Source organism: Micromonospora marincola (assembly GCF_056150385.1).
Genome location: NZ_JAXCFT010000003.1, coordinates 26,092 through 52,822, shown reverse-complemented (window position 1 = coordinate 52,822; position 26,731 = coordinate 26,092). Strand labels below are relative to the sequence as shown.

Annotated in this window: 27 protein-coding genes; 14 read left to right on the top strand and 13 right to left on the bottom strand. The window is 73.3% G+C overall.

What is annotated here, in order from left to right; all coding sequences use genetic code 11:
• Window positions 1–270: 270 nt before the first annotated feature.
• The 4 genes from SM450_RS08330 to SM450_RS08315 form a co-directional block, all read right to left on the bottom strand.
• A complete protein-coding gene (locus SM450_RS08330; RefSeq protein WP_474619105.1) occupies window positions 271–684 on the bottom strand; it encodes an NUDIX hydrolase in 414 nt (137 codons plus the stop codon).
• A 227-nt stretch (window positions 685–911) separates the two neighbouring features.
• On the bottom strand, window positions 912–1,421 hold the full coding sequence (locus tag SM450_RS08325; protein ID WP_474619104.1) for a pyridoxamine 5'-phosphate oxidase family protein: 510 nt from the start codon (window positions 1,419–1,421) through the stop codon (window positions 912–914).
• A gap of 40 nt (window positions 1,422–1,461) precedes the next feature.
• The gene (locus SM450_RS08320) at window positions 1,462–2,619 is read right to left on the bottom strand and encodes a mandelate racemase/muconate lactonizing enzyme family protein (protein ID WP_474619103.1); all 1,158 of its coding nucleotides are present in this window, start codon (window positions 2,617–2,619) and stop codon (window positions 1,462–1,464) included.
• Window positions 2,616–3,647, bottom strand: a complete 1,032-nt coding sequence (locus tag SM450_RS08315; protein WP_474619102.1) for a LacI family DNA-binding transcriptional regulator — start codon at window positions 3,645–3,647, stop codon at window positions 2,616–2,618. Before SM450_RS08315 ends, SM450_RS08320 begins: the two co-directional genes overlap by 4 nt.
• Before the next feature lie 138 nt (window positions 3,648–3,785).
• Here SM450_RS08315 and SM450_RS08310 point away from each other — a divergent pair, with 138 nt between their 5' ends.
• From SM450_RS08310 to SM450_RS08275, 8 genes are read left to right on the top strand one after another with little or no spacing between them, the layout of a single operon-like run.
• A complete protein-coding gene (locus SM450_RS08310) occupies window positions 3,786–4,664 on the top strand; it encodes an ABC transporter permease (protein ID WP_474619101.1) in 879 nt (292 codons plus the stop codon).
• A gap of 17 nt (window positions 4,665–4,681) precedes the next feature.
• Window positions 4,682–5,701, top strand: a complete 1,020-nt coding sequence (locus tag SM450_RS08305) for an ABC transporter substrate-binding protein (protein ID WP_474619100.1) — start codon at window positions 4,682–4,684, stop codon at window positions 5,699–5,701.
• A gap of 5 nt (window positions 5,702–5,706) precedes the next feature.
• Complete coding sequence (locus SM450_RS08300) at window positions 5,707–6,528, top strand: ABC transporter ATP-binding protein (RefSeq protein ID WP_474619099.1); 822 nt, start codon at window positions 5,707–5,709, stop codon at window positions 6,526–6,528.
• A 20-nt stretch (window positions 6,529–6,548) separates the two neighbouring features.
• Window positions 6,549–7,700 carry a Gfo/Idh/MocA family protein gene (locus SM450_RS08295; RefSeq protein ID WP_474619098.1) on the top strand — a complete coding sequence of 384 codons (1,152 nt, stop codon included), beginning with the start codon at window positions 6,549–6,551 and terminating at the stop codon, window positions 7,698–7,700.
• Window positions 7,697–8,860 (top strand): dihydrodipicolinate synthase family protein, encoded by a 1,164-nt coding sequence (locus SM450_RS08290; protein ID WP_474619097.1) that lies wholly within the window; start codon window positions 7,697–7,699, stop codon window positions 8,858–8,860. The genes SM450_RS08295 and SM450_RS08290 overlap by 4 nt, the downstream gene beginning before the upstream one ends.
• A complete protein-coding gene (locus SM450_RS08285) occupies window positions 8,857–9,696 on the top strand; it encodes a sugar phosphate isomerase/epimerase family protein (protein ID WP_474619096.1) in 840 nt (279 codons plus the stop codon). The genes SM450_RS08290 and SM450_RS08285 overlap by 4 nt, the downstream gene beginning before the upstream one ends.
• Window positions 9,696–10,862: a glycerate kinase gene (locus tag SM450_RS08280; protein ID WP_474619095.1), complete on the top strand. Its 1,167-nt coding sequence runs from the start codon at window positions 9,696–9,698 to the stop codon at window positions 10,860–10,862. The genes SM450_RS08285 and SM450_RS08280 overlap by 1 nt, the downstream gene beginning before the upstream one ends.
• 18 nt (window positions 10,863–10,880) lie before the next feature.
• A complete protein-coding gene (locus SM450_RS08275; protein WP_474619094.1) occupies window positions 10,881–12,056 on the top strand; it encodes an SGNH/GDSL hydrolase family protein in 1,176 nt (391 codons plus the stop codon).
• A 45-nt stretch (window positions 12,057–12,101) separates the two neighbouring features.
• Here the strand turns inward: SM450_RS08275 and SM450_RS08270 are convergent, their stop codons facing one another.
• On the bottom strand, window positions 12,102–12,677 hold the full coding sequence (locus SM450_RS08270; protein WP_474619093.1) for a hypothetical protein: 576 nt from the start codon (window positions 12,675–12,677) through the stop codon (window positions 12,102–12,104).
• A 199-nt stretch (window positions 12,678–12,876) separates the two neighbouring features.
• Window positions 12,877–13,146, bottom strand: a complete 270-nt coding sequence (locus SM450_RS08265) for a GlsB/YeaQ/YmgE family stress response membrane protein (RefSeq protein WP_474619092.1) — start codon at window positions 13,144–13,146, stop codon at window positions 12,877–12,879.
• 138 nt (window positions 13,147–13,284) lie between these two features.
• Here SM450_RS08265 and SM450_RS08260 point away from each other — a divergent pair, with 138 nt between their 5' ends.
• Window positions 13,285–13,644 carry a hypothetical protein gene (locus tag SM450_RS08260; RefSeq protein WP_474619091.1) on the top strand — a complete coding sequence of 120 codons (360 nt, stop codon included), beginning with the start codon at window positions 13,285–13,287 and terminating at the stop codon, window positions 13,642–13,644.
• Here the strand turns inward: SM450_RS08260 and SM450_RS08255 are convergent.
• The 3 genes from SM450_RS08255 to SM450_RS08245 all read right to left on the bottom strand — a co-directional run bounded on the left by SM450_RS08255 (window position 13,641) and on the right by SM450_RS08245 (window position 17,223).
• On the bottom strand, window positions 13,641–13,973 hold the full coding sequence (locus SM450_RS08255) for a YciI family protein (protein ID WP_474619090.1): 333 nt from the start codon (window positions 13,971–13,973) through the stop codon (window positions 13,641–13,643). The genes SM450_RS08260 and SM450_RS08255 overlap by 4 nt on opposite strands.
• Before the next feature lie 164 nt (window positions 13,974–14,137).
• Entirely contained in the window at window positions 14,138–16,240 is a 2,103-nt protein-coding gene (locus SM450_RS08250) for a PQQ-dependent sugar dehydrogenase (protein WP_474619089.1), read from the bottom strand.
• A 32-nt stretch (window positions 16,241–16,272) separates the two neighbouring features.
• Window positions 16,273–17,223: a LamG-like jellyroll fold domain-containing protein gene (locus SM450_RS08245; RefSeq protein WP_474619088.1), complete on the bottom strand. Its 951-nt coding sequence runs from the start codon at window positions 17,221–17,223 to the stop codon at window positions 16,273–16,275.
• A gap of 154 nt (window positions 17,224–17,377) precedes the next feature.
• Between SM450_RS08245 and SM450_RS08240 the strand changes: the two genes are divergently transcribed.
• A complete protein-coding gene (locus SM450_RS08240) occupies window positions 17,378–18,412 on the top strand; it encodes a LacI family DNA-binding transcriptional regulator (RefSeq protein ID WP_474619087.1) in 1,035 nt (344 codons plus the stop codon).
• 65 nt (window positions 18,413–18,477) lie between these two features.
• Here SM450_RS08240 and SM450_RS08235 read toward each other — a convergent pair whose 3' ends face one another.
• Genes SM450_RS08235 through SM450_RS08225 form a run of 3 tightly spaced genes read right to left on the bottom strand, consistent with a single transcriptional unit; the run spans window position 18,478 to window position 21,882 of the window.
• Window positions 18,478–20,424: a beta-propeller domain-containing protein gene (locus SM450_RS08235; protein ID WP_474619086.1), complete on the bottom strand. Its 1,947-nt coding sequence runs from the start codon at window positions 20,422–20,424 to the stop codon at window positions 18,478–18,480.
• A gap of 49 nt (window positions 20,425–20,473) precedes the next feature.
• Complete coding sequence (locus SM450_RS08230) at window positions 20,474–20,770, bottom strand: MoaD/ThiS family protein (RefSeq protein ID WP_474619085.1); 297 nt, start codon at window positions 20,768–20,770, stop codon at window positions 20,474–20,476.
• On the bottom strand, window positions 20,767–21,882 hold the full coding sequence (locus SM450_RS08225; RefSeq protein ID WP_474619084.1) for a WD40/YVTN/BNR-like repeat-containing protein: 1,116 nt from the start codon (window positions 21,880–21,882) through the stop codon (window positions 20,767–20,769). Before SM450_RS08225 ends, SM450_RS08230 begins: the two co-directional genes overlap by 4 nt.
• Before the next feature lie 163 nt (window positions 21,883–22,045).
• Here SM450_RS08225 and SM450_RS08220 point away from each other — a divergent pair, with 163 nt between their 5' ends.
• From SM450_RS08220 to SM450_RS08205, 4 genes are all read left to right on the top strand, one after another.
• Entirely contained in the window at window positions 22,046–22,465 is a 420-nt protein-coding gene (locus SM450_RS08220) for an MmcQ/YjbR family DNA-binding protein (RefSeq protein ID WP_474619083.1), read from the top strand.
• A gap of 142 nt (window positions 22,466–22,607) precedes the next feature.
• Entirely contained in the window at window positions 22,608–24,278 is a 1,671-nt protein-coding gene (locus SM450_RS08215; protein ID WP_474619082.1) for a serine/threonine-protein kinase, read from the top strand.
• 115 nt (window positions 24,279–24,393) lie between these two features.
• Entirely contained in the window at window positions 24,394–24,840 is a 447-nt protein-coding gene (locus SM450_RS08210; RefSeq protein WP_474619081.1) for a CBS domain-containing protein, read from the top strand.
• Complete coding sequence (locus tag SM450_RS08205; RefSeq protein ID WP_474619080.1) at window positions 24,837–26,135, top strand: ArsB/NhaD family transporter; 1,299 nt, start codon at window positions 24,837–24,839, stop codon at window positions 26,133–26,135. Before SM450_RS08210 ends, SM450_RS08205 begins: the two co-directional genes overlap by 4 nt.
• A gap of 9 nt (window positions 26,136–26,144) precedes the next feature.
• Here SM450_RS08205 and SM450_RS08200 read toward each other — a convergent pair whose 3' ends face one another.
• Window positions 26,145–26,663, bottom strand: coding sequence for a GNAT family N-acetyltransferase (locus SM450_RS08200; protein WP_474619079.1), 519 nt, complete (start codon window positions 26,661–26,663; stop codon window positions 26,145–26,147).
• Window positions 26,664–26,731 lie beyond the last annotated feature (68 nt).

Here is a 26,731-nt window from a genome sequence, read left to right as displayed (position 1 = left end):
TCCCGTAGAGCAGCCACATCGAGCCGAGGCTGATCCAGAAGGCCAGCAGAGCGCCCTTCCAGAACTTCAGATCCTTGTACCAGCTCAACGATCCCAGCCTTCCCGGACTTCGTACGGACTGAACGGCCCTGAAGCTCGGCAGGTCGACCCGACCGCACCCGCGGAGCGGGTGACCCGACCGCAGGGTACGGAGCTGAAACAAGTATCCGTCTCATGACAGGGCGTGGCCAGCGGCGCGACGGACGTCAGCCGCAGATGCCTGCGGGTGGGCTAAGCGGGGTCGGCCAGGTGCAGCGGCAGGACCTTCGCGGCGCTGACCGCCAGCTCCCGGTCGAGCACCTGGTCGCGAGGGATGAAGACCATGGCCTGGCCCTCGCCGAGCACCACGTCCTCCTGCCGCGCGTCGGTGGCGCCCCGGAACACGTAGACGGTGACGGTGTGCGGGAAGCCCTCCTCGTCCGGGCGGGGGCCGCTCCACAGCAGGTGCAGCTCGCCGGCGGTCAGGCCGGTCTCCTCGAACAGTTCGCGGCGGGCGGCCTGCTCGGGCGTCTCGCCGGGTTCGATGCCGCCGCCGGGCAGGCTCCACTGGTGGGGCGAGACGGGCGCGTTGCCGTCGCGGTGCTGCATGAGGACCGCGCCGGACGGGTCGACGAGCAGGACGAGAGCGACGTCGTAGCTGGCCACCACCCGAGCATGCCACAGGCCCGGCCGGCGGCCACCGCGTCCAGCCCGGCGGCGACGCTACGCCCGGGCAGCGCAGTCCTCGACCAGACCCCGCTTCGCGGGCGCGCCCGTCGATCTAGGAGTTGTGGCACCTCGCAAAAGGTGCACAAGCCGCATACATTGGCACCACAAGTCCAAGATCGACGAGGCGAGGGCAGCGAGGGCGGCGAGGGCAGCGGGGGCAGGGGTTAGCGGTGCCAGTGTTGGCGTGGGGCGTAGCCCTCGCGGCGCAGCCAGTGCTCGGTGTAGACGATCCGGTCCGCCTCGACGAGCACGAGCGTCTCCTCGGGCGGCTCGGTCAGCGACCGGCCCCGCTCGGCGTGCTCGTTCTGCCAGCGGAACGCCGACCAGTGGTGGGCGTGGTCCGGGTGGTCCGGGGCGAGCACCCGGGCAGCGCCGAAAACCTGCGCGCCGCGGCTGCTGGCCAGCCCGACCAGCGGCGCGAAGACACCGACGGAGACGCGCGGGTCGGCGGCGATGTTGCGCATCTTCGGCGACCGCGGCGCGGCGGTGAACATCACCGTGAAGTCGAGCGGGTAGTAGCGCACCGGGGTCGCAAGCGGCCCGTCCGGTCCGACGGTGGCGAGGACGCACATGTTCTGCGCGGACAGCAGGTTGAGGATGCGTTCCTCGAGGCGGTCCCGGTCCAGCTTCCGCGTCGGCGTCGGCCCGGCCAGCCACGGGTTCGTCAACGGCACGCGGCGTCCTCGATCATGGCGGCACCCTACCGGGGCCGGGTCAGGGCCGGGCGAGCACGTCCACCGCCAGATCCCGCACGACCGACTCGTCGACGTCCACGCCGAGGCCGGGCCCGGTGGGCACGGTCGCCACCCCGTCGTGGATCCGCACCGTCTCGCCGGTGGCGTAGGAGGAGGTGAGGAACTGCCGGCCGTTGAGGTCGACCGGGGTGTCGATGCCGTACGCGGCGAACAGGTGCAACGAGGCGGCCAGCCCGAGGTCGGAGTCGGTGAGCCCGGAGCCCATCAGCCGCACTCCGGCGTCCTCGGCAAGCGCGCACAGCCGGCGGGACAGCGTCAGCCCGCCGCTGCGTTGCACCTTGGCGATGGCCAAGTCGACGGCGTCGAGCTTGACGAAGGTGGCCAGGTCGCTGGGGTGGCGCAGGCTCTCGTCGAGGGCGACCGGCACCGGTGAGGCGGCGCGCAGCCGGCGCAGCCCGGCGACGTCGTTCGCCGGCAGCGGCTGTTCGAACGCGGTGACGTCGAGGTCGGCCAGGCGGCGGGCCATCCGCAGCGCGGCGTCCACCGTGTACGCCTGGTTGGCGTCGACCCAGAGCGCCGCGTCGGGGGCGGCGTCGCGCACGGCGCGGACCACTGCGGCGTCCTCGGCCTCGGTGTGCAGGCCGACCTTGACCTTGAACGCCTGGTAGCCGGCGGCCCGTCCCTCGGCGACCGCGTCGGCCACCTCGGCGGCGTTCTGCCCGGCGACGATCCAGCCCAGGTCGATGGTGTCCCGGCGGCGCTGGCCCCAGAGCACGCCGACGGGGACGCCCAGGGCGCGGCCGAGCAGGTCGTGCAGCGCGATGTCGACGGCGGCCTTGGCCAGCGGCGCGCCGATGGTGAAGCCACGGTTGATGGCCCGGTCGAAGGCGATGGTGACGCCGTCGAGGTCCCAGGCGGGGTGGCCGAGGATCGCCGGGGCGAGGTATCTGTCGATCGTGGTGACGATCGACTCGGCGGTCTCGTAGGTCCAGGCCGGGATCGGGGTGGCCTCGCCCCAGCCGGTGATGCCGTCGGCGCTCACCTTGACGAGCACGCGGATGCTCGGGGTGCCGGCGACGGCGACCGCGCCGCCGGAGACGCCGAACGAGCGGATCGTGGGCAGCGCGACCGCGTACGTGTCGACGCGGTCGACGGTGAGGCCGGCGAGCGCGGTCACGCGCCCACCTTGGCGGTGCTGGCGCGGAGGACGACCTCGCCGGTCATGCGCAGGATCCGCCGGCGGCGGCCGGTGTTCTCGGTCAGTGCCATCTCCATCACTTTCTCGCCGAGTTCGCGCAGCGGCAGGGCGACAGTGGTCAGTGGCGGGGTGAGGTCGCGGACGATCGGGATGTCGTCGAACCCGGCGACGGAGACGTCGTCGGGCACGGACAGCCCGCGGTCGCGCAGCGCCGCGTACGCGCCGATGGCCATCACGTCGGTGAGCGCGAACACGCATGTGGCGTCCAGGCCACGGGTGAGCAGCTCGGTCATCGCCTGGTAGCCGCCGTCGCGGGTGAACGGCCCCTCGACGACGTGCGCCGGGTCGAGCGGGACGCCGGCGGCGGCCAGTTCGTCGCGGAAGCCGCCGAGCCGGTCGGCGACTGTGGTGAGCGCGCGGGGGCCGGAGAGCACCGCGAAGCGGCGGTGGCCGAGTTCCAGCAGGGCGCGGGCCATGGCGGCGGCGCCGGCCCGGTTCTCCGGCAGCACGCTGTCGACCTTGAGGCTGCGGTGCCGGCTGACCACGGCGACCCGGCCGCCGCCGTCGAGGTAGGGCTTCAGCTCGGCCTCCATGGCCCGTTCCCAGCGGGCGTCCTCGAAGCCGGAGCCGACGAGCAGGATGGCGGGGGCACGCTCGGCGCGCAGCATCGACACGTACGCGATCTCCCGTTCCGGGTCGCGGAAGGTGCTGGCGAGCATGACAAGCAGGTCGTTGGCGCCGGCGACGCGCATGACGCCGCCGGCGATGGCGGCGAAGTAGGGGTCGGTGACGTCGTGGCAGATCACGCCGACGGTGCGGTGGGAGGCGCCGGCCAGCGCCCGGGCGTGCGCGTTCGGGGCGTACGCGAGGTGCGCGGCGGCGGCGAGGACCCGGTCCCGCAGTTGCGGGGTTACCCGCATGCCGTTCAGCGCGCGGGAGGCCGTGGCAAGCGAGACGTCGGCGGCCTTGGCCACGTCTTCCAGGGTCACGTGCGTCCGTGGCTGCATCGTTTTCCCCCTGCGGTACGTCTTGACCTGCTTGTTTCGGCGTGGTTACGGTAACACCCTGAAAGCGCTTACTGAAAGCGCATTCAGGGCCGATTCCCGACCTCACCGGGTTTTCGGCCCCACCGAGAACGGAGGGTCATGGCCGCGCAGAGCACCATCGAGCAGCCCGGACGGACCAGCCCGCCCGGACGCGACACCCCGGCCGCCCGCCGTGCGCGACGGCCCGGCGCCGCCACGCTCCGGTTCGCCTCGCGCACCTGGCGACCGGCGGCGGTCCTCGCGGCGATCCTCGTCCTGTGGTGGGTGGTCACCGCGGCTGACCTGGTCAAGCCGTACCTGGTCCCCTCGCCCGCGGCCACGCTCGACGTGGTGCGGGCGCAGCCCGGCTACTTCGCCCACCACACCTGGATCACCACCTACGAGACCGTGCTCGGCTTCGTCATCGCGATCGCCGTCGGCGTGTTCTCGGCCGTGGTGATGGTCTACTCCCCCACGGTCGAGAAGAGCCTCTACCCGCTGCTGCTGTTCGCCCAGGTCATCCCGAAGATCGCGATCGCGCCGCTGTTCGTGGTGTGGCTCGGCTTCGGGTTGTCGCCGAAGGTGGTCGTCGCGGTCCTGATGGCGTTCTTCCCGATCGTCATCTCCACCGTCACCGGCCTGAAGTCGATCGACCCGGAGATGCTGCAACTGTCCGCCACCATGGGCGCCGGGCCGGCGCAGACGTTCCGGAAGATCCGGTTCCCGGCCGCCCTGCCGCACCTGTTCGCCGGCCTGAAGGTCGCCGCCACGATGGCCGTCACCGGCGCCGTGGTCGGCGAGTTCGTCGGCGCCAACGAGGGCCTCGGCTACGTGATCCTGCAGGCCAACGGCAACCTCGACACCCCGACGCTGTTCGCCGGGCTGGTCGTCATGTCGTTGCTCGGCGTCGTCCTGTTCGTCGTCGTCGAACTGCTCGAACACGTCCTGCTGCCGTGGCACGCCAGCCGCCGCACCGACGCCACCACCACAACGATGTGAAACGGAGTCATCCGCAGATGAAGAAGCGTTTCCTCACCGCCGCGCTGCTGCCGGCGTTCCTCATCTCCGTCACCGCCTGCGGCTCCTCCTCCGGGGGCGAGCAGGCCAAGAACGCCGACGGCAAGGACAAGGTCACCCTGACGCTCAACTGGTACCCGTACGGCGAGCACGCCCCGTTCTACCTGGGCCAGAAGAAGGAGATCTATGCCAAGCACGGCATCGACCTGACCATCAACGCCGGGCAGGGCTCGCAGAAGACCGTCCAGGCCACCGCCGCCGGGCAGACCGACTTCGGCTGGGCCGACACCCCGGCGCTGCTCGCCGCGGTCGGCCAGGGCATGGACGTCAAGAGCGTCGGCGTCTTCCTCCAGACCACCCCGTCGTCGGTGCAGTTCTTCAGCGACAAGAACATCAACGCCCCGGCCGACCTCAAGGGCAAGACCATCGCCTCCACCGCCGGTGACGCGCTGAGCAAGACGTTCCCGGCGTTCCTGAAGGCCAACGGGCTCTCCGCCGGCGACGTCACGCTCCAGAACACCGACCCGGCCGGCAAGATGGCCGCGGTCATGTCGGGCAAGACCGACGCGCTGCTCGGCTTCGCCAGCGACCAGGGCCCGACCATGCAGGAGAAGGCCGGCAAGCAGGTGTCGTACCTGAAGTTCGCCGAGCACGGGCTCAACTTCTACAGCAACGGGCTGATCGCCTCCACCGACACCATCAAGAACAAGCAGGACCTGGTGAAGCGGATGGTCGCGGCCAGCAGCGAGGCGTGGACCGCGGCCGAGTCCGACCCGGCCGGCGCGGTCGCGGCGATGGCCGGCGCGTCCCAGCAACTGCCCTCGGAGAAGGTGCTCACCGACCAGTTCAACGCCACCCTGCAACTGCTGCACACCGACGCCACGAAGTCCATGTCGCCGGGCGTCAACGACGAGGCCGACTGGCAGAAGACCATCTCCGTCTTCGCCGACTCGGGCGTGATCAGCAAGGCGGAGTCGCCCGCGTCCTACTGGGACGCGAGCTTCGCCCCGAAGGGATGAGCGCGATGACGGTCGGCAACCCCACCGCCGCTGCCGCCGCGGACGCCACGGCGACCGGCGCCGCGGTCGAGATCGACCAGGTGGCGGTCCGCTTCCGCACCAAGAAGAAGGACACCACCGCGCTGCGCGACGTGACGCTGCGGATCGCCCCCGGCGAGTTCGTGGCCATCGTCGGCGCGTCCGGCTGCGGCAAGTCGACGCTGCTGAAGCTGGTCTCCGGGCTGCTGCGTCCGACGTCCGGCCAGGTCCGCCTGGACGGCGAGGACGTACGCGGGCCACGCCGAGACATCGGGTACGTCTTCCAGCGCGCCGCGCTGCTGGACTGGCGCTCCGCCCGGCGCAACATCCTGCTCCAGGCGGAGATGCGCCGGATGCCCAGGGCGCAGGCCCGCGCCCGGGTGGACGAGCTGATCGCGATGACCGGGCTGACCGGCTTCGAGGACGCGTACCCGAACGAGTTGTCCGGTGGGATGCAGCAGCGCGTGGCGCTGTGCCGCGCGCTGCTGCACCGCCCCCCGGTGCTGCTCATGGACGAGCCGTTCGGGGCGCTCGACGCGCTCACCCGGGAACAGATGAACGTCGAACTGCGGCGCATCTGGCGGGAGACCGGCACCACCGTCCTGCTCGTCACCCACTCCATCGCCGAGGCCGCCTACCTCGCCGACCGGGTGATCGTCATGACCCCTCGACCCGGCACCGTCGCCGAGGTCATCGACGTCGACCTGCCCACGGAACGGGACTACGGCCGGACCATGTCCGACCCGGTCTTCGCCCGGGTCACCGAGCGCATCCGCGATCTGCTGGGCGCGACGACGTCGGCCGACTGAGCACTGGGAAGGACACACACGTGGAGCGCACGTCTATCGGGATCATCCTCAACGGCGTGACCGGACGGATGGGCTACCGGCAGCATCTCGTCCGATCCCTGCTCGCGATCCGCGAGCAGGGCGGACTGCCCGCCCGGGACGGCAGCCGCATCTGGCCGGAGCTGACCCTGGTGGGCCGCAACGAGGCCCGGCTCGCCGAGATCGCCGCCCGGCACGGGCTGACCTCGTACACCACCGACCTGGACGCGGCGCTCGCCGACGACAGCCACCAGATCTACTTCGACGCGCAGGTGACCGCCCAGCGGGAGAAGGCGATCCGGGCGGCGATCGAGGCCGGGAGGCACATCTACACCGAGAAGCCGCTCGCCGAGGGGCTGGACGGGTCCCTGGAGCTGGCCCGGCTCGCCGCCGCCCGGGGCGTCAAGAACGGCGTGGTGCAGGACAAGCTGTTCCTGCCCGGCCTGCGCAAGCTCAAGCGGCTCGTCGACGGCGGGTTCTTCGGCCGGATCCTGTCGGTGCGCGGCGAGTTCGGCTACTGGGTGTTCGAGGGCGACTGGCAGGACGCGCAGCGGCCGAGCTGGAACTACCGCACCGAGGACGGCGGCGGCATCACCGTCGACATGTTCCCGCACTGGCACTACGTGCTGGAGCAGATCTTCGGCCCGGTCACCGCCGTCACCGCGGTCACCGCCACGCACATCCCGGAGCGCGTCGACGAGAACGGCGTCACCTACCCGGCCACCGCCGACGACGCCGCGTACGGCATCTTCGAGTTGGCAGGCGGCATCATCGCCCAGATCAACTCCTCCTGGGCGGTGCGGGTCTACCGGGACGAGCTTGTCGAGTTCCAGGTCGACGGCACCCACGGCAGCGCGGTCGCCGGGCTGCGCGACTGCCGCATCCAGCACCGCGGCGCCACCCCGATGCCGGTGTGGAACCCGGACCTGCCGGTCACCGAGCCGTTCCGCGCGCAGTGGCAGACCGTACCGGACAACGCCGACTACGACAACGGTTTCAAGGTGCAGTGGGAGGCGTTCCTGCGGCACGTCGTCGACAACGAGCCGTTCCCGTGGGACTTCCTGGCCGGCGTACGCGGCGTGCAGCTCGCCGAGGCCGGGCTGCGCTCCGCCCGCGAGGGCCGGCGGATCGAGATCGGGGAGATCGACAGGTGACCGCGCGGATCACCCTGCCCACCCCGGGCGGCGGCCTCGAAACGCTCACCCTGCGGGCGCCGGCCGGCTGGCAGCGGCCGGCCGCGCCGCCGGCCAGCCGGATCGCGTACGCGGCGGCGCACGTGGTCGCCGACCCGTACGCCGACAACGCACTCGGCGTCCCGGCCCGGCTGGACTGGGACGCCACCCTCGCGGTGCGGCGCGACCTCTGGTCCTGGGGGCTGGGCGTGGCCGAGGCGATGGACACCGCACAGCGCGGCATGGGACTGGACTGGGCGGCCACCCGTGAGCTGATCCGGCGCAGCGCCGCCGAGGCCGCCGCCTGCGGTGGGCGCATCGTCGCCGGGGCGGCCACCGACCAGCTCACCGGCGTGCCCGACACGCTCGACGAGGTCGTCACCGCGTACGCCGAGCAGGTCGCGTACGTGCAGGAGTGCGGCGCGGTCGCGGTGGTGATGGCCAGCCGGCAGCTCGCCGCGCTCGCCACCGGGCCCGACGACTACCGGCGCGTCTACGAGCAGGTGCTGCGGTCCACCGGCGCGCCTGTGGTGCTGCACTGGCTCGGCGACATGTTCGACCCGGCCCTGGCCGGCTACTGGGGCTCGACCGACCTGGACGACGCCACCAAGACGTTCGTCGCGCTCGTGCACGCCAACGCCGACGTGATCGACGGGGTGAAGGTGTCGCTGTTGGACGCCGGGCGGGAGGTGCGGCTGCGGGAGCTGCTGCCGCCGACGGTGAAGGTCTACACCGGCGACGACTTCCACTACCCGGAGTTGATCGCCGGCGACGGCACCCGGTCCAGCCACGCGCTGCTCGGCGCGTTCGCGGCGATCGCCCCGGCCGCGTCGGCGGCGTTGCAACGGCTCGACGTGGGCGACCCGGCCGGCTTCCGGGCGATCCTCGACCCGACCGTGCCGCTGTCCCGGCACGTGTTCGCCGCGCCCACGCCGTACTACAAGACCGGCATCGCGTTCCTGTCCTGGCTGAACGGGCGGCAACCCGGCTTCACCATGGTCGGCGGCCTGCACGGCGGGCGCAGCGTCCCGCACCTGGTCGAGACGTTCCGGCTGGCCGACGCCGCCGGGCTGCTGCTCGACCCGGAGCTGGCCGCCGACCGGATGCGCGGCTACCTGAGCGTGGCGGGGGTGACCGGATGACCGCCGACCCGCGGCTGGCGAAGCTGTCGCTCAACCAGCGCACCACGCAGCGCTGGTCGGTCCGGGAGGCGGTCGACGGCTGCGTGCGCGCCGGCATCCCGGCGATCGGGCTGTGGCGCGAGCCGGTCGCGGAGATCGGCGTACCGGCCGCCGCGAAGTTCGTCGCGGACGCCGGGCTGCGGGTGTCGTCGCTGTGCCGGGGCGGATTCCTCACCGCCGTCGGCGAGGCCGCGCGGGCCGAGGCGCTCGCCGACAACCGGCGTGCCATCGACGAGGCGGCCGGGCTCGGCACCGACTGCCTGGTGCTCGTCGTCGGCGGCCTGCCGCCCGGCTCCCGCGACCTGGTCGGCGCCCGGCAGCGGGTCGCCGACGCGCTCGCCGAGCTGGCCCCGTACGCGGGCGAGCGCGGCGTGCGTCTCGCGTTGGAGCCGTTGCACCCGATGTACTGCGCCGACCGGGCGGTGCTGTCCACGCTCGGGCAGGCGCTCGACCTGGCCGAGGCGTTCCCGGTGGAGCAGGTAGGCGTCGTGGTGGACACGTTCCACGTCTGGTGGGACCCGGACGTGTGGCGGCAGATCGCCCGCGCCGGGGCGCGGATCGCCAGTTTCCAGGTCTGTGACTTCCTCACCCCGCTGCCGGCCGACGTGCTGCTGGGCCGCGGCATGATGGGCGACGGGCACATCGACTTCCCGCCGCTGCGCCGTGCCGTCGAGGCGGCCGGCTGGACCGGCGACACCGAGGTGGAGATCTTCAACGCCGAGGTGTGGGCGACCGACCCGGACCAGGTCCTCGCCACCATGGCCGACCGCTACGTCGAGCTGGTGCTGGCCGACTGATGCGGGTCGTCGTCGCGCCGGACTCGTTCAAGGGCTCGCTCGCCGCCACCGACGCCGCCCGCGCCGTCGCGGACGGTTGGCTGGCCCGCCGGCCCGACGACGACGTACGGCTGCTGCCGCTCGCGGACGGCGGCGAGGGCACGCTCGACGCCTTCGCCGCCGCCCGGCCCGACGCGGTATGGCACACCACCACCGTGCCCGGGCCGGACGGGCGGCCGGTCGACGCCGGCTGGCTGCTGCTACCGGAGGGCCGGGCCGCCGGGCTGGATCCCGGCCCCGGCGCCACCGGCGGGCGCACCGCCGTGCTGGAACTGGCCCGCGCCAGCGGGCTGCCGCTACTGCGTGTTCCCGACCCCCGGCACGCCCACACCTACGGCCTGGGCGTGGTCGCCGCCGCCGCGCTCGACGCCGGGGCCACCGCGCTCGTGGTCGGTCTCGGCGGCTCCGCGAGCACCGACGGCGGCACCGGCGCGCTGCGCGCCCTCGGGCTGCGGCTGCGGGACCGCGAGGGCCGGGACCTTCCGCTCGGCGGCGCCGCGCTGGCCAGGCTGGCCCATCTCGACCGCGCCGGGCTGCGTCCGCCGCCGCCGGGCGGGGTGCGCCTTCTGGTGGACGTGACCGCGCCGCTGACCGGGCCGGCCGGCGCCGCCGCCGTGTTCGGGCCGCAGAAGGGCGCCGGCCCGGACGACGTCGCCGTGCTGGACGCCGCGCTGCGCCGCCTCGCCGACTCCGCCGGCGGCGATCCCGACCAGCCGGGCGCGGGCGCGGCCGGCGGCACCGGGTACGGGCTGGCGGCGCTCTGGGGCGCGCGGATCGTGCCCGGCGCGGCGGCGGTCGCCGAGCTGGCCGGGCTGCCCGAGGCGCTGGCCGGGGCGGACCTGGTGGTCACCGGCGAGGGGCGGTTCGACGAGACGTCGCTGCGCGGCAAGGTGGTGGGCGCGTTGCTCGACACGGCCGCTGCCGCCGGCGTACCCGTGCAGGTGGTCGCCGGTCAGCTCGGCGCGACGCCGCCGGAGCCGGTGACGGCGGCGGTGTCGCTCGTCGAGCTGGCCGGGTCGGCGGCGTCGGCGCTTGCCGAGCCGGGACGCTGGCTGCGGGAAGCGGGCGGCCGGCTCGCCGCACAAGTCCGGCCTGTCGGGCAGAACAGGTGGCCGTCCGGCGGGTAGGTGCGCCACGATCGGATCATGACCTCCCCGCACCCCTCGATCACCACGCCGATCACCCCCGACCTGCTGCGCGGCGCGCTCGACCTGGAGAGCACCGCCCACGGCGTGCTGCCGCACCGGCTGCCCGCCCGGGCCCGGGCGCAGAACACCGAACCGCAGGTGGCGATGGCGGAGGCGATGCCGTCCGGCGTACGGCTGCTGTTCCGCACCCGCGCCACCGTCGTCGAGCTGGACGTGCTCGCCACCAAGATGGTCTACCGGGGCGCGCCGCCGCGCCCGGACGGCCGCTACGACCTGCTGATCGACGGGCGCCTCGCCGGCCAGGGCACGGCCGACGGCGGCAAGGTGCTCGCCATCGACCTGACCACCGGCGCGGTGACCAACGAGCCGGGTCCGGTCGCCACGGTCGGCTTCACCGACCTGCCCGCCGGCGACAAGGAGGTGGAGATCTGGCTGCCGCAGCGGGAGATCACCGAGTTGGTGGCGCTGCGCACCGACGCGCCGGTCGAGACCGTCGGCGACCGCGGGCGGCGGGTGTGGCTGCACCACGGCAGCTCGATCAGCCACGGCTCGGACGCCGAGAGCCCCACCGGCACGTGGCCGGCCATCGCCGCCGGGCTCGGCGGAGTCGAGCTGGTCAACCTCGGGTTCAGCGGCAGCGCGCTGCTCGACCCGTTCACCGCGCGGGCGATGCGGGACAGCCCGGCGGACCTGATCAGCGTGAAGATCGGCATCAACCTGGTGAACAGCGACGTGATGCGGCTACGCGCGTTCACCCCGGCGGTGCACGGCTTCCTCGACACCCTCCGCGAGGGGCACCCGGACACCCCGCTGCTCGTCGTCTCGTCCATCCTGTGCCCGGTGCAGGAGGACACGCCCGGCCCCGGCGCCGCCGACCTCAGCACCGGCACGCTCCAGTTCCGCGCCACAGGCGACCCGGCCGAACAGGCCGCCGGCAAGCTCACCCTGCGGGTCATCCGCGCGGAGCTGGCCCGGATCGTGGCCGCCCGGGCCGCCGCGGATCCGCACCTGCACTACCTGGACGGCCTGACCCTCTACGGCGAGGCGGACTTCGCCGAGCTGCCGCTGCCCGACCAACTGCACCCCGATCCGGTCGCGGACCGCCGCATCGGCGAGCGCTTCGCGGCGCTGGCGTTCGGCCCGGGTGGCCCGTTCGCCGCCGTCCCTTCCTGAGAAACCGGCCCGGCCGGAACGCTCGCGGCGTCCCGGCCGGCTCCGTCAGGGGGTGCGGGTCCCCACGATCGGGGGTGGCTCCTGGCGGCGGACGTCGAGGATCGGTGCGCCGTACTCCTCCTTGGCCGCCTCGAACGCGTCGCGGAAGGCGCGGAACCGCCGCTTGACCTCCGGCGCGGACTGCGACTCGTCCGACTCGCTGTGGAACACGCGCAACGTCCGTTGCAGCCTGACCGCCTGCTGGTGACCGAGCATGGACTGTTCGCGGTCACGGACGACCCCCTGCACGAGCTGGCCGGATGCGGCGAGGAGCCCGAGCGCCGCCGGCACCCAGGTGGGCGCCGGGACCGCCAGTGCGAACGGAACCGCGAGCGCCGAGACGCCTGACGCCACGGCGACGCACTGGTAACGGATCGAGCGGACCCGTGCCACGCCGACCACCGCCGCGATGTGGCTCTGGGCCCAGCTCACGTAGTCACGCTCGGCCTTGTTCAACTCGCCCGGCGGCTCGTACCTGCGGAACGCGCGTGGATCGGGTCGACTCTCCTCGGTGAGCAGGGTCCGCGCCACCGCCAGGATCACCAGCGGCACGGTCACGCCGACGACCGCACGTCGAGGCATGCGTACCTCCCGATCAGGCTCCGCGGCCGGGACGTCGGGCCAGCGCGTCCTCGCCGAAGCCGCAGCGTAGACAGTGCCGGCAACCGGCGCCGCGCCGATCATGTCCGGCACACACCGTATCGACCGCGAAGCGGACCCCGGCATGACGCCGGGGTCCGGGCGCGGACCCGCCGTCATGCGGGCCCGGGGTGCGGTCGGGTCAGAGTCGCCGTCGGCCGTACGTGCCGGCGACGATGGCCACGCCGATCGCGGCGAAGACGACCTGGATCAGCAACTCGATCCAGTCGACGCCGTTGGTGTCGGCCACGTCGAGCGCGCTGGCGACGGCCGTGCCGAGGAGCGCGGCGACCACGCCGATGACAAGGGTGAGCCAGATCGGGATGTTCTGTTTGCCGGGTACGACCAGCCGGCCCGCCGCGCCGATGATCAGACCGATGATGATGCCGGAGACGATGCCGCCGACGTGCATGGTTGCCGCCCTTCCACGGGGTACGAGTCGACCGCCTGATTGCCCGGGGCAACGAAAAATCAAACCGGTGGCCGGCTGGCCGGACCGCCGCCGAGGGGGTGTGATGGTCCGGAGAACCGGCGCGCCCGAGGAGGACCCATGGCACACGGCCCGGTGCTTGTCATCGGACTCGACCCGGCCCTGATCCCCGGCTGGGACCCGGAGCCGGTGGTGGCCGCGATCGCGCGCGGCCACGCCCGCTTCGCCGAGCACGGGATCGAGGCCGACCTGTGCCTCACCGCGACCGACGCGGACGCCGAACGGGAGATCGCGGCGGCGTTGACCCGGCGGGACTACGCCTGCGTGGTGGTCGGCGGCGGCATCCGCAAGCACGAGCCGCTGCTCGAGTTCTTCGAGCAGGTGATCAACCTGGTGCACCGGCACGCGCCGGGCGCGGCGATCGCCTTCAACAGCAGGCCCGACGACACCGTGGACGCCGCGCTGCGCCGGCTCGGTTAGGGCGCGTCCCGCAGCGGCCACACCTCGATGACGCCGTGCGCGACGGCGCACGGCGTCCTCGACACCTTCTCGATCGCCTCCGCCAGCGAGACGGCCTCGATGACGGCCAGCCCGGCGACCGGAAGCGCCGAGGTCAGGAACGCCCCGTCGCGCACCTCGGTGCCCGCGTCGTCGTGGTTGCGCACCTGCACCGGCGAGCCGGCGACGCCCATCCGCACCCCGGCCGCCCGCAGCCGCTCGTCGTGCGCGTGCGCCGCGTCGCGTACCGCGGGATCGGTGCGGTCGTAGCCCTCCTGATCGCCGTACCCGATGGTGATGAACGTCGGCATGGCAGTTCCTCTCTCGTCGTGGTGGTCGACCGGCACACGACATGCCAGTCACGACCTCCCTACCACGTCCCCCGCACCCCCACCCCGCGCACTTTCACGGAAAGAGTGGCCATTCTGCGCGGAATGGCCACTCTTTCCGTGAATCAGCAGGGTGGAGGGGTGTGTTAGGCCGGCCTGCCGGTCACCGTGAGGTTTCGGGTACGACCCTCGTTGTCGAACGAGCCGAAGCCCACCCGACCCGAGGTGAACGTGGTGTCCTTCGCGGTCATCACCGGATCGGAGTGACCGTCGACGTAGACGGCGATCTCGCCGGTGGCGGGCAGGTGCACCACCCGCACGTCGTGCCACTTCGCGTCGGTGACCGCCGGGTTGGCGCCCCGGGAGCGACCGTTCCACTGGTGGTCGATGCGCTCGCGGTCGGCGTTGTCGACCTTGAAGATGCCGTTGTGCGGATAGATCGTGTTGTCGGTGGACAGGTGCGCGTAGTAGTACTGCGTGTCCGACTGCCAGCCGAACACGATGATCACGTCGCGGTTGGTCACCTCGACCGGCGTGTCCAGGCGTACCTTGGCGTCGATCCGGACCGACGACCAGGCCGGGCCCTTGGTCAGCACCGCATACTCGAAGGGACGCCGCGGGCCCTCGGGCGCGTCGCCGGCCTCGGCGAGGATCACCTGGTTGCCCTCGAACCGCCACTTCGACGGCGTCCGCGGCGCCCAGTTCCGGGCTCCCCCGGTGTTTGTCACCCTGGTCCGGCCCACGTCGCCGTCCGCCACCCTCTTCGTGCCGACCACCTTCCAGATCTTGCCGTTGGCCTTGGCCACCAGGTAGATCTCGCCTGCCGCGTCGGTGCCGAAGCGCAGGTCGACCCGGTTCGGGTCGCCGGGCGCGCCGGGCGCGGACAGGTCCCGCATGCGTGCCAGGTCACCGGCGGGCGTGTACAGCGCGAGCTGGTGGATCTCGGCGAGCCCCCGGCCGCGCCGCATCTGCTTGGCCTCGGTGTAGAGGACCCGGCCGTCGACCAGGTCACCGAAGACGTACTTGCCGGTGAGCGCCGGCAGCGTCCGGCCACGGTAGACGAAACCGCCGGCCACCGCGACCCCGACGTCCGAGGTGCAGTTCCAGTCCGCGGCCGGGTCGTGGTCGTACGCGGCGACCGGGTACGTGTAGCCGTACTTCGCGTCGTCGGCCGGCAGCGGGTAGAGCTTGTCGCACGGGTTCGTGGCGGTCTTGTCGAAGACCCAGTTGCCCTCGCGCTCACTCCAGCCGAAGTTGTCGCCGGCGCGTACCTCGTAGATGGACTCGACCGCGTGCTCGCCGATGTGGCCCAGGTACATCTTTCCGGTGGCCTTGTCCCAGGAGAACCGGTGCGGGTCCCGGAAGCCCACCGCGTAGATCTCGCCGAGCGCGCCCGCCTGCTCGACGAACGGGTTGTCGGCGGGGATGCCGTAGCGGCCGTTGGGGGCGTTGGTGCCGCGCGGGTCGATGCGCAGCAGCTTGCCGTGCGGCAGGCCCATGTTCTGCGGGTCGCCGTTCTGATAGCCCTGCCCGCCGTCGCCCACGGCGAGGTAGAGCATTCCGTAGTCCCGGTCGCGCGGCTTCGCGGTGGGGTTGAAGTTGATCTCCTGAACGCCGTGGATCTGGCCGGCGAAGCCGATCCGCAGCAGTTCCCGGTGGGTGCCGGCGAACGTGTCGGCGGCCGGGTCGCTCGCCGTCCACTCGGTGATGACCGCCTGGTAGATGGTCTTCGGCTGGGCGTAGTCGGGCGTCCGGGTGGCGAGCGCCGCCTGCTCGGTGTGGATGGTGTAGAAGCGGCCGTTGCGGCCGAACTCCGGGTGGAAGGCGACGTAACCGAAGCCCTGGCCCAGGCCACGGCCGGAGAAGAACTGCGGCGCGAACGTGGCGGCCACGTCGAGGTAGACGTGCGGCACCCCGTCGCGTACGAGATAGAGGTTGCCGTTGAGGTCGGGCACCGCGCGGCGGCCGGAGCGGTCCGGCAGCTCGCTGATCGTGTTGATCCGGGCCTTACGGTTCAGACGCTCGTCGACCGGGACCGGGTTGGGGGTGGACTGCGGGAAGCTGGCGTACTCCTCGAGCACCAGCCCGAGGCGGGACTGGGTGGGGCTGGCCGGGATCGGGTCGTAGACCGCGCCGGCGGCCTGCGCGGGCGCGCCGACCAGGGTGGACAGGACGAGGGTGGCGGCGGTGACGCCGGCGGTCAACACGGCTCCGCGGAGCCGGCCGGCGCTGCCACGGCGGTGGGACACGCGGTTCTCCTTCTCGGTCGGACGGTGCCCGGTCATCGGGCCAGGAGGCGGTACTGCGCGGCGATGTCGCGGGCCGGCACGACGGTGTCGAGGAACATCAGCCCGTCCATCCGGCAGTCGCAGGGATTGCGTTCGAGGGTGTCCTGCGGGAAGCTCCCGCCGAGCTTGATGCCACGCGGGTCGGTGGCGCTCGTGACGTGCGGGCCGGGGCCGTCGAGCTGCCAGGGGTCGCCGGCGGTGGTGTAGAAGCCGTCGACCGGCCGGCCGTCGCGGTAGAGCGCCATCGTGCCCCGGGTGAAGTCGTACGTGGCGGCCAGGTGCACCCACGTGCCCTTGGGCAGCAGTGTCCGCCAGTCCTCCCGGGCGGCGAACGTCTGCGAGGCGCCGCCGTCGACCAGCCGGCCGAGCGCGACAAGCCGCAGTTCACCGTTGACGTCGATGAGTTCGAGCAGCGCGCGTACGCCGTGCCCGTCGGAGTCGCCGGTGAGCACGCCCGCCAGGCCGATGGCGTTGTAGCGGTCCGTCGGGTCGGCGGTGGTGGAGTTCAGGGCCGGACCGTCCATCTCGCGCTTGAACCAGCCCATCACTGTGGTGCCACCGGTCGCGGCGAACGGGCGCAGCGTGCGTACGCCGCTGGCGGACCAGGTGCCCGCCTTCCAGTCGTCGTTGCCGGTCACGTCCGGCGCGATCTGCCGGGTCTGCAACGCCCGGCCGCTGCCCGGGTACGCGCGGTCCTTCACCCGCATCGCGGCGCCACCGTTGACCAGCTCGATCTCGGTGCCCGAGCGCCCCTGGTCGCGTTCCAGCGCGGGGTCGCCGGGGACCGGGTGGTCGAAGTCGTAGTAGGCGACCAGGTGCGACCGCAGGGCGGGGTGGACGTCGGGCTGCCCGGGCCGGTCGGCGTTGGCCGGGCTTGCGGCGGCGACGAGTGCCAGCGCCAGCGCGGTGGTGGCCGCGGCGGCGACCCTCTGGTGTCTTCTCATGGTGGTGGTGCTTCCCTTCGTCGGTGTGAGGTGGTGTCGAAGGTGGATCACCAAGCTGCGAAAGCGCTTACGTAAGCGCTTTCGTACCCTATGCTTGTCGGCACGCCCCAGGCAAGAGCGCGGCGCGGATCAATGGCCCTCCAGGAGTTTGTCGATGCCCCGACCCGGTCCCCGGCTGCGCCTCGCCGACGTCGCCGAACGCGCCGGCGTGTCCCTCGCCACCGCCTCCCGCGCCCTGGCCGGCCGCGACGGCGTGAGCGAGGAACTGGCCCGGCACGTCCGGCAGGTCTCCCGGGAACTGGGCTACGTCGCCAACCCGTACGCCCGCACCCTGGCCGGCGGCGCCACCTCCACGGTCGGCCTGATCGTGCACCAGATCGACGACCCCTACTTCTCCGAGATCGCCAGCGGCGTCATCGAGGTCGCCGCCGAGCAGGGTCTGCTCGTCCAGATCGCCCACTCCGGCCGCGACCCGGAGAACGAGCTGCGCCAACTGCGACACCTGATCGCCCAGCGGGTCGGCATCATCCTGATCGCCGGCTCCGGCTACGACGACCCGGGCGTCGAGGCGCAGGCCCGCGACGAGTTGGCCGGGTTCCAACGCGGCGGCGGCCGGGTCGCCGTGGTCGGGCGACACTCGCTCGGCGTGGACGCGGTGGTGCCGGACAACGAGGCCGGCGGTCACGCCCTCGGCGCACACCTGCTCGCCCTCGGGCACCGGCGGATCGCCGTGGCGGCCGGCACGTCCGGCCTGACCACCGTGGCCGACCGGCTCGCCGGCGTGACGGCCGCGCTGACCGCCGCCGGCCACTCCCCCGACGAGATGGCGGTGGTGCACTCCGACTTCACCCGCGACGGCGGTCGGGTGGCCGCCGAACGGATCCTCGGCGCCCACCCGGAGAGCACCGCGATCGTCGCGCTCAACGACGCGATGGCGATCGGGGTGCTCTCCGTGCTGCGGGCCCGGCGCATCCCGGTGCCCGAGCGGATCTCCGTGGTCGGGTTCGACGACGTGTCGGTCGCCGCCGACCTGGCGCCGAGCCTGACCACCGTGCGGCTGCCGATGACCGAGATGGGGCGGATGGCGTTGCAACTCGCCCTGAAGCCCCGGGCCACCCGGCCGCGCCGGCGCTCCACCGGCCACACGCTCATCGTCCGCGACTCGACCGGCCCGGCGCCGACGCCCTGACCCGGCCTCCCGGCACAGCTTTCCGGGTCGGGCCGGTCGGGTCGGGCCGGGCCGGGCCGGGCCGGTCAGGTTGTGGGTAGCCAGGCCAGCGTCGTCATGCCGGCCAGGCCGGTCGCCTTCAGGCCGGCGTCGGAGACCGTCCAGAGCACGTCGCCGACCACGAGCGACCGGCGTATCCGCGTCCAGTCCACCCCGTCGGTCAGGGCCGGTGGGTGCTCGACCGTGCCGGCCACGGTGAACCCGCCGTCGCCGACCCGAAGCGCCAGCGCCCCGGTGCCCGGCTCGCCCGCGGCGACCCCGCCACCGGCCCGGTCGGTGGCCACGCCGGGCCGGGTCACCGGGATCACCAGCAGGTGCTCAGGCGCCCAGTAGAGGAACGCGTGCGGGTCGGACTCGGCGTCGGACCAGCCCTGGGCGACGTGGTGCTGGGCGACCCGGGTCGGCCGGGCCGGGTCGGCGACGTCGAACAGCGACACCTGCGTGCCCTGGACCTGTCCCCGGCCGGTGGCCTCCTGCCCGACACCGAACAACCGGCCGTCCCCGGCCGGGTGCAGGTACGAGGAGTATCCGTTGATCTTCAACTCGCCTGTCACCCGGGGCGCGGCCGGGTCCCGCAGGTCCACCGTGTAGAGCGGGTCGGTCTGCCGGAACGTCACCACGTATCCGGTTTCACCGAGGAACCGCACCGCGAAGATCCGCTCGCCCCGGCCCAGCCCGGTGACCTGACCGACCGTGCGGAGTTTCGCGCCGTCGGCGCGCAGCACGTAGACCCCGGAGGTGGAGTCGTTCCCGCGACGCCTGCCGTCATCGGTGGTGGTGGCGACCCGCAGGTCACCGTTCCACTCGGACAGCGCGTACTGGTTGATCAGCCAGCCCGGCACGGAGCCGGCGGCGACGTAACGCGGGGTGCCCGAGCGGGTGTCGAACTGGTAGATCTCGGTGGTGTCCGCCGGTCGGACCGACGACGTGGCCGGCTGCCACCAGCGCCTGTCGTTTGTGAGATAGAGCCGCGGGCCGCTGCTGTATACGGTGTCGCCGTCCGCGGCCACGGTCACCGGGTCGCCCGTGCCGAGGGCGGCCCCGGCGAGGTCGAAGCTAAGCACGGTCACCATCGAGGCGCCGGAGAAGCCGGCCGGCCGGCTGACCCGGTCGCAGTCGACCCGCCCGCCGGTGGTGCGGCCACCCTCGCGGACCTCGTACCGGGGCAGCCAGTCGTCGAGCGTCGCCTTGGCGATGACGGCGCGGTTGGCGGCGGTGCGCCTGGCGTCCGTGCTATCACGCGGCGGCGCGAAGGCCAGCCGGGGCGTGGAGCGGACCACCACCCGGGCGGTGCCGCCGACCTGCCGGGCGTCGACCAGGCTGCCGTCGAACCGGTAGTCGCCGACGACCCTCGGCGGCCCGGCGAGGTCCACCAGGACCAGTCGGGCCTCGGGTGCGCTCGGGGCCGGTCGGCCCTTCGGCGCGGCGGGCTTGGTCACCCACCGGGCGGGGAGCAGCACCAGCGCCCGGTCGCCGTGCAGCAGCAGGCCGGCGTCCCCGCCGGAGAACCGCTGCCCGGACGGCGAATCGATCGCCAGCCGTCCGGTGAGCTTGCGGCTCACCGGGTCCACCACGGACAGGACGCCCCGGTTGACGGTGACGATCCGCCGTCCGTCGGTCTTGACCAGGTCCGGCTCGTCCACCCCGGCCTCGTGCACCGTGGTGCCGGAGAAGCCGGCCGTGGACGCGCCCGCGGCGTCCTTCGCCACGCCCCCCGCGGACGCGCGTTCCGCGGCGGCGAACGGCTCGAGGTCGCCGTCCGGCCCGAAGCCCCACGGGCCGACCGCCGCCTTCGCGGCGCTCCGAAGCTGCTTCAGCGCCTCGTCGCAGGAGTCGAAGGCGACGAGGCGCAGCCCGCCGGCCGGCCCGCCCCGGTCGCGGGGCGGCGGCGGGGCGGACGGGTGCACGGTGCATCCGGCGAGGGTCAACGCGGCGACCATCGCCCATCCGACGGTCCGGGTTCTGCCAGTCATGGATCGTCAGACGTGACCGCCCCCGAACCGGTTCCCCCGCACCAGGTGCTCAGCCGCCGGCCATCGCGCCGAGCACGATGAACGGCTCCCGGCCGGTGACCACCTCCTCGGGCAGCGTCGCGTCCGGTGGCTCGTTCGACAGGTCCAGCTCGCAGGCGTAGAAGCGGACGAACGGGCGGCGCTCGCCGCTGCGCCGGTCACGGATCGTGCCCAACAGCATCGGGTACGCCGCCTCCAGCGCGTCGAGCACCTCACGCTGGGTGGGCGGCCCGGCCACCTCGACGCGGACCTCACCGGCGACGTGCGCCAGGTTCTTCAGGTGGGCCGGCAGCACGACCCGGATCACGGCAGCACCTGGACCTCGACGGAGAGCACCGCGGGCAGGTCGCGCACGATCGGCGCCCAGGTGTCGCCGTCGTCCGCCGAGTGGTAGACTTGGCCACCTGTGGTGCCGAAGTAGATCCCGCACGGGTCGAGCGTGTCGACCGCCATCGCGTCGCGCAGCACGTTGACGTAGCAGTTCGCCTGCGGCAGGCCCTCGGTCAGCGGCTCCCACCGCTCGCCGCCGGTGCGGCTGCGGTAGACGCGCAGCTTGCCCTCGGGCGGGTAGTGCAGCGAGTCGCTGGTGATCGGCACGACGTAGATCGTCTCCGGCTCGTGCGCGTGCACCGCGATCGGGAAGCCGAAGTCGGTCGGGAGGTCGCCGCTGACCTCCCGCCAGTTCGCGCCGGCGTCGTCGGTGCGCATCACGTCCCAGTGCTTCTGCATGAACAGCGTGTCCGGCCGGGACGGGTGCTGGGCGAGGCGGTGCACGCAGTGGCCGACCTCGGCGTCGGTGTCGGGGATCTCCCCCGACCGCAGCCCCTTGTTGATCGGCAGCCAGCTCGCGCCGCCGTCGTCGCTGCGGAACGCACCGGCGGCGGAGATCGCGACGTAGATCCGGTCGCGGTCCGCCGGGTCGAGGATGATCGTGTGCAGGCACATGCCGCCGGCGCCGGGCTGCCAGGTCGGGCCGGTCGGGTGCTGGCGCAGCGCGGTCAGCTCCGACCACTTCTCACCGCCGTCGGTGGACAGGTAGAGCGCGGCGTCCTCCCCGCCCGCGTATACCGTGTCGGGGTCGTGGCGGGACGGCTCGATGTGCCAGATCCGCTTGAACTCCCACGGCCTGGGGGTGCCGTCGTACCAGAGGTGCTGCCCGACCTCGCCGGTGTAGGCGAAGTCGTTGCCGACCGGCGTCCAGTTCCGGCCGCCGTCGTCCGAGCGCTGGATGAGCTGCCCGAACCAGCCACCGGACTGGGACGCGTAGAGCCGGTCCGGTGCGACCGGCGAGCCGGTCAGGTGGTAGATCTCCCAGCCGCCGAAGTGGGGCCCGTCGACCGTCCAGTCGCCGCGCCGGCCGTCCGACGTCAGGATGAACGCGCCTTTGCGCGTGCCCACCAGTACTCGTGTCGTCGTCACGTCTCGTCCTCCATTCGATCATTCACCAGGTCCGACCGTGCGCCGCGCCGAAACTCATCGCTGTCGTACGCCCCGGGTACGACAATCTGCGTCCGCGCCGGTGGCGGCGAGGTCGCCACGCCGGCCGCCGGAGGTTGTCAGTGGGAATCGTTACCCTGCGCGCATGACCGGGCCCGGAGACGTACCCCCCGCCTACCTCGACCGCCTGCGGCCGGTCTGCCTCGGCCTGCCGGAGACCTACGAGGAGCCGGCCTGGGTCGGCACCCGCTGGCGGGTCCGCAAGCGCACGTTCGCCCACGTGCTCACCGTCGACCCCGACCACCAGGCGGCGTACGCGCGGGCCGCGGCGACCGACGAGCCGATCTGCGCGCTGACGTTCCGCTCCCCCGGCGACGAGATCGCCGGGTTGATCGCCGCCGGCCCGCCGTTCTTCAAGCCAGGGTGGGGCGCCGACGTGGTGGGCATGGCGCTCGACAGCGGAACGGACTGGGCCGAGGTCGCCGAGCTGCTCACCGAGAGCTATTGCGTGCTCGCCCCGAAGAAGCTTGTCGCGCTGGTCACACGCCCGTTCGGCCCGGCGTGACCAACCCGCCGGGGGTGCGGCGTCGCGCCGTTTCCCGATACCGTGTCCGGGGTAGCACTGCCGGAACCCGGGCCCGTCGCCGCGCTGGTCCCGGGGGCAGCGACCGACGCGGCCGACGAGACCGCCGGGGGTGAGCGTGCGGGTGCTGGCAGGGCGTTACCGGCTGGTCGACCAGATCGGTCGGGGCGGAACGGCGATCGTGTGGCGCGCCGTCGACGAACTCCTCGGGCGGACCGTCGCGGTGAAGCTGCTCGACTCCGACGCCGCCGACGACCGCTGGTGGCGGGCCGCGGTGCGGGCCGAGGCACGGGCCGCCGCCCGCCTGAACCATCCGAACGTGGCAATCGTCTACGACTACGGCGAGGCCCGGGTCGCCGGGTTGCGCCGGCTGCCCTTCCTGGTGCTGGAATACGTCGAGGGTGAGACGCTCGCCGACGCGCTGCGCCGCGACGGGGCCCTGGACTGGCCGCGGGCCGCCCGGGTCTGCGCGGAGGTCGCGGCCGGGGTCGCCGCCGTGCACGCCGCCGGCCTGGTGCACCGCGACCTCAAGCCGGGCAACGTGCTGCTGTCGCCGGCCGGGCCGAAGCTTGTCGATCTCGGCATCGCGCTCGCGGTCGGCGCCGACACGGTGAACGGCCGGGGCGAGATCCGGGGCACGCCCGCCTACATGGCGCCGGAGCAACTGCTCGGCGAGGTCGCCGTGCCCGCCAGCGACGTCTACGCCCTCGGCCTGCTGCTCACCGAGTGCCTGACCGGGCGCCGCCCGGTGCGTCCCGACGAGCCCGAGCGCGACGACCACCTCGCCGACCTCCCGCTCGACGGCGTCCCGGAGGCGGTCGACGAGCTACGACGGGCCTGCCTGGCGCCCGAGGTCGAGGACCGGCCGACGGCCGACGAGGTGGCCCGCCGGCTCGGCGCGACCGTCGCGATCCCCCAGGTGCGGATGCGACCCGCCGTGGCCGGCCACCTGGCTGCCCCACCGACGGTGGCCACCGGGCCGGCGCGGTCACGACGCCGCCGGGCGCTGCTGGTGGGCAGCCTGCCGGTCGTCCTGGCGGGCGCGGTGCTCGCCGCCCAACTGCCCGGGCTCTCCTCGACCGGCGACGCCGCCGAGGGCGCGGCGGAGCTGCCGTCCGCCGGGCCGTTCGGGTGTGCCGTCGCCTGGTCCTCCGACCGGGCGACGGACGGCACGTTCGGCGCCGACGTCACAGTCGAGGTGAGCGGGCCACGACCGGCCGGTGAGCCGGTGTTGTCCTTCCGGCTTCCGCCCGGTCAGCGGCTCACCGCGCCGCTCGACCGCTGGCAGTCGGGTCGCCAGGTGCGCCTGCCGGTCGCGGTGGACCGGGCCGGCGCCACGCGCCTTCCGCTGCGGGGCACCTGGACGGATCGCACCGGCGCCGCCGCCGACTCGTTCGCGGTCGGCGGCGTGCCGTGCCGGCGGTCCGCGCTCGTCACCATCGGCGGCACCCCGTCCGCGACCGGCCCGTCCCGGCCCGCGGCGCCCCCGCCCACCGAGCCGGTCCGGGTCGACGCGCCGCCGGCCGGCGCCGTGCCGGGAAGCGAGCCCGCCGCCGATCCCCAGCCGTCCGGTCCGGCCAGCGGCGAACCGTCGCCCTCCGCCACGCCGTCGCGGTCCACCAGCCCGTCGCACTCCGCCACGCCGTCGGCGTCGGCGACACCGCCCCCACCGACCGACGAGCCCACCGGGACGACCGCCCCGCCGACGACGCCGCCCGACGGCGAGGCGGCGGAGCCGACCGCCACGACGCCCGGCGGCGACGCCGGCGAGGTCGATCCCGGCGCCCGGGCCTGAGCACCGGCGGGACCACCACGAGGTACGCCGAGCCGGCGACTAGGGTGAGCACCGGCGTGCCGGCGACCCGGCCGGTGGTTGACCGTCGCGTCCCGAAGGTGTGGCAGGAGTCATCGTGCGAGCCCGTGACCTGGCTGTCCCGTTCCCCTCCATCACGCTCTCCTCGCCCGTGCTGGAGGCGGCCCGGTTGCTGGCGGACAACAACCTGCCCGGGCTCATCGTCGTCGACGACCGGGAACGCCCGGTGAGCGTCCTGCCCGGCGCGCAGGTGCTGCGCCTGGTGATTCCCGGCTACTGCCGGGAGGACCCCGCCCTGGCCCGGATGATCGACGAGCCCACCGCCGACGTGTTCCTGCGGGGTGCGGAGGGCCGGACCGTGCGGGATCTGCTGCCCCGGGAGCGCCCGGAGCCGCCGGTGGTCGAACCCCAGGCGACGGTGCTGGAGGTCGCCGCCGTGATGGCGCAGCGGCTCAGCCCGCTGGTGGCGGTGGCACCCCGCGGCGAGCCGATGATCGGCGGCATCACCCTGGACGCCCTGCTCGACCGGATGCTTGCCGCGTGACCGGGCTGGCCTGGGCCTCGGTGGCCGTCTTCACCGTCGCGTACGTCCTGATCGCCACCGAGAAGATCCACCGGGTCGCCGCCGCGCTCGGCGGGGCGGCGGTGATGTTCCTGATCGGCGCCACCGACGCCGGGCACGCGTTCTTCTCCGAAGAGTCCGGCATCGACTGGAACGTGATCTTCCTACTGATCGGCATGATGCTCATCGTCGCCGTACTCAAACGCACAGGCGGTTTCGAGTACGTGGCGGTCTGGGCGTCGAAGCGGGCGCGGGGCCGCCCGTTCCGGGTGATGGTGATCCTCGTGCTGATCACGGCGGTGGCGTCGGCGGCGCTCGACAACGTCACCACCGTGCTGCTCATCGCCCCGGTGACGTTCCTGGTCTGCGAACGGCTCGAGGTGCCGGCGGTGCCGTTCCTCATCGCCGAGGCGATGGCCTCGAACATCGGCGGCACCGCCACCCTGGTGGGCGACCCGCCGAACATCATCATCGGCAGCCGGGGCGGGCTGTCGTACAACGACTTCCTGGTCCACCTCGCGCCGTTCGTGGCGCTGCTGCTCGTGGTCTTCCTCGGGTTGTGCCGGCTGATGTTCCGCGACGCGTTCCGCTACGACGCGGAGCGGGCCGCCCAGATCGCCGCCCTGCGCGAGCGCGACGCGATCCGCGACCGCCGGCTGCTGATCCTCGGGCTGGCCGTGCTGGCGGCGGTGACCGTGGCGTTCGTGCTGCACACCGTGCTGGACCTGGAACCGGCGGTGGTCGCGCTGCTCGGCGGGCTGCTGCTGCTGGCGCTCTCCCGGCTCGACGCCGGGGAGGTCAGCCGGGACGTGGAGTGGCCGACGCTGGTGTTCTTCGCCGGCCTGTTCATCATGGTCGGCGCGCTCGTCAACACCGGCGTGGTCGAGCAGATCTCCCAGGCCGCCATCAACGCCACCGAGGGCCGGCTGCTGCCCGCGTCGCTCGTGCTGTTGTGGGGGTCGGCGGTGCTGTCGGCGATCGTCGACAACATCCCGTACGTGGCCACGATGAGCCCGGTGGTGGCGGATCTCGTGCACGCCCAGGGCGGCGGCGGGCAGTCGCGGGTGCTGTGGTGGGCGCTGGCGCTCGGCGCGGACCTCGGCGGCAACGCCACCGCCGTGGGCGCCTCGGCCAACGTGGTCGTGCTCGGGCTGGCCGAGCGCGCCGGGCATCGGATCACCTTCTGGCAGTTCACCCGCTACGGCCTGCTTGTCACCCTGGTCACGGTCGGCCTGGCGACGCCGTACCTGTGGCTGCGCTACTTCGCCTTCGCCTGAGCGGCCCGCTCAGCCGAGCTTCTTGCGCAGCGTCTCGAACGCCAGGTCCGGCCGGCGCGGCAGGCCGAACCGCTCGTCGCCGTACGGGAACGGGCTCAGCTCGCCGGTTCGGACGTAGCCGCGCCGCTCGTACCAGGCGATCAGGTCGTCGCGCTGGACGATCACGGTCATCCGCATCTCGCCGGCGTGCCAGCGCTCCCGGGCGAACCGCTCGGCCCCGGCCAGCAGCTCCCGGCCCAGCCCACCGCCCTGCTCGGACGGCGCGACCGCGAACATGCCGAAGTAGGCGTGGTCGTCGCGCCGCTCCAACTGGCAGCAGGCGACCAGGCGGCCGTCGCGCTCGGCCACCAGGACCACCCCGGCCGGGCCGGCCACCGCCGCGGCCACCATCTCCGGGTCGGTGCGCTGCCCGTCGAGCAGGTCGGCCTCGTGGGTCCAGCCGGCCCGGGCGCGGTCCCCCCGGTACGCCGACTCGATCAGGTCGACCAGGGCAGGCACGTCGGCGGGCCGGGCGGTACGGGTGTTCATCGGCGCTCCACGGTCGAGGCGGGGTACCGGGCCAGCGTACAAAGCATTCTGATCCTCCAGCGGCGCGG